Below are 2,182 nucleotides of genomic sequence, written 5' to 3'. Positions count from 1 at the left end.
GCGCGTCGCCGTGAAGGCGAGGCCGCGCGCGGGGAGACGTCCTTCGCGCAGGCGCTCGGAGGTCTTGGCGAAGCGGTTCGGGCCGAAGCAGGCGTCGAGCAGGCGCTCGCGCGGCGCGACGTCGGCGGCGTGCTCGGTGCGGATCTCGATCATGACCGATCATCCCCGGGGATCGATGAAGGGGGCGTGGACACGAGGCCGCCCGGACCGCGGAGCGCGGCCGGACGGGGATCTGCAAGGCTTTGCAGCGTGGGGTTCGAGACCCCCTGAGCGCGGAGCACGTTCCGCGCTCCGAGCGCCGGGTCAGATCACGATCTGGCGCAGGGGCGGGAAGCCGTTGAAGGCCACCGCCGCGTAGGTCGTGGTGTAGGCGCCCGCGCCCTCGATCAGCACCTTGTCGCCGATCGAGAGGGAGACCGGCAGCGGGTAGTGCTGCTTCTCGTAGAGAACGTCGACCGAGTCGCAGGTCGGCCCGGCGATGACGCAGGGGCTCATGCGGTCGGCGTCGTGCTCCGTGCGGATCGCGTAGCGGATCGACTCGTCCATCGTCTCGGCGAGGCCACCGAACTTGCCGATGTCGAGATAGACCCAGCGCACCTCGTCCTCGGCCTGCGACTTCTTCGAGACCAGCACCACCTCCGCCTCGATCAGGCCGGCGTTGCCGACCATGCCGCGGCCCGGCTCGATGATCGTCTCGGGGATCCGGTTGCCGAAATGCTTGGTGAGCGCGCGGAAGATCGCGTCGCCGTAGCTCTCCACGCCCGGAACCGCCTTGAGGTACTTGGTCGGGAAGCCGCCGCCGAGGTTGACCATCGACAGGCCGATGCCCCGGGTGGCGCAGTCCTGGAAGATCGCCGAGGCCGAGGCCAGCGCCCCGTCCCAGGCCTCGGTGTTGGCCTGCTGCGAGCCGACGTGGAACGACACGCCGTAGGCGTGGAGGCCCTGGCGGTGGGCGTGCTCCAGCACGTCGACCGCCATCTCGGGCACGCAGCCGAACTTGCGCGAGAGCGGCCAGTCGGCGCCCGCGCCGTCGCAGAGGATGCGGCAGAAGACCTGGATCTCGGCCGTCTCGACGGCGGCGGCCTGCGCCGCGCGCGCGATCTTGTCGGCCTCGACCTCGCAGTCGATCGCGAACAGGCGGATGCCGAGCTTCAGCGCGCGGACGACGTCGCGCTCCTTCTTGATGGTGTTGCCGAAGGAGATGCGGTCGGGCGAGGCGCCGGCGGCCAGCGCCATCTCGATCTCGGCGACGGAGGCCGTGTCGAAGCAGGAGCCCATCTCGGCGAGCAGGCGCAGCACTTCCGGGGCCGGGTTCGCCTTCACGGCGTAGAACACCCGGGTGTCGGGCAGCGCACGGGCGAACGCCGTGTAGTTGTCGCGCACCACGTCGAGGTCGAGCACCATCACCGGGCCCTCGTCCTGGCCGAGGTCGCGGCGCACGCGCAGGAAGTCGCGGATACGGTCGGTCATGAGCGTTCCCCAGCAGATATCGGCTGCGCCCGGCCTGTGCGGGCGCATGATGTCGATCGTGACGGCCGTGTGGGGCCGTCGGCGTCAGGGGGCGATGCGTCGCGGCACCCGCACGCGTTGGAGACGCGCGGATGAACGCGGGCGCGGGAAGCACCCGGAAGCTGCCGTGGATTGGTAGGGGGAAACCCCAACCGCACGCCGGGCAAGGATAAACAAGCCTCTTCGGTGCCGGCCTTTGGAGGGCCGACGAGACCAAAAAAGCCCGTTCGTCGTTGCTTTAAGCTGCGTCCCCCGTGGAGAGCGGGGTTCGCCGGTTTCGCCTCCGGCTGTCGGTTGTTGTCGGGGTCTGGTGTCGCCACCCGGATGCCGGCCGTAGGGATCCACCCTTGCGACCATCGATCCTTTAAGACCCCTGGCGGCTGTCCGGCAGTTGACCGGATGCCCACCAACCGACACGCGGCCACAGGCACGTGCGAAATTGGGCAAGCGCGATATACGGCCGACGGCACTCCGCCACAAGGCGCAAGGCTGTGTTTTCCGGGTGGAATCCACCGACGAACCCGCCTGTTGCAGAAACGCCGCGGCACCGTCGCGCGGGCTTCCCAAACAGGCGCCGTGCGGGCATGTCGTTCCGTCAGGGACGACGTCCCGGATCGGCCAAGCGGTCCGGCCGGGACGGGCACGCACCCGGAGCTTGAGCGCCACCATGGTC

Annotated in this window: 1 protein-coding gene and 1 pseudogene; both read right to left on the bottom strand. The window is 69.6% G+C overall.

The genetic code is table 11. From position 1 onward, the window contains the following. Positions 1-153 (bottom strand): annotated as a pseudogene (locus AX737_RS36090) (GNAT family N-acetyltransferase); the annotation flags it as partial. 150 nt (positions 154-303) lie between these two features. Beyond that, on the bottom strand, positions 304-1,470 hold the full coding sequence (locus tag AX737_RS20795) for a type III PLP-dependent enzyme (protein ID WP_066924557.1): 1,167 nt from the start codon (positions 1,468-1,470) through the stop codon (positions 304-306). Between the last annotated feature and the right edge of the window lie 712 nt (positions 1,471-2,182).

Origin of the sequence: Methylobacterium sp. CCH5-D2 (genome assembly GCF_001556475.1) — a bacterium.
GTDB classification, from domain to species: domain Bacteria; phylum Pseudomonadota; class Alphaproteobacteria; order Rhizobiales; family Beijerinckiaceae; genus Methylobacterium; species Methylobacterium hispanicum.
Note: the sequence above shows the minus strand (reverse complement) of the source record. Positions and strands in the feature narration are given on the sequence as shown.

Coding starts and splice junctions, on each gene's coding strand:
- AX737_RS20795 (WP_066924557.1), bottom strand. CDS start 1,470: ATGACCGACCGTATCCGCGACTTCCTGCGCGTGCGCCGCGACCTCGGC.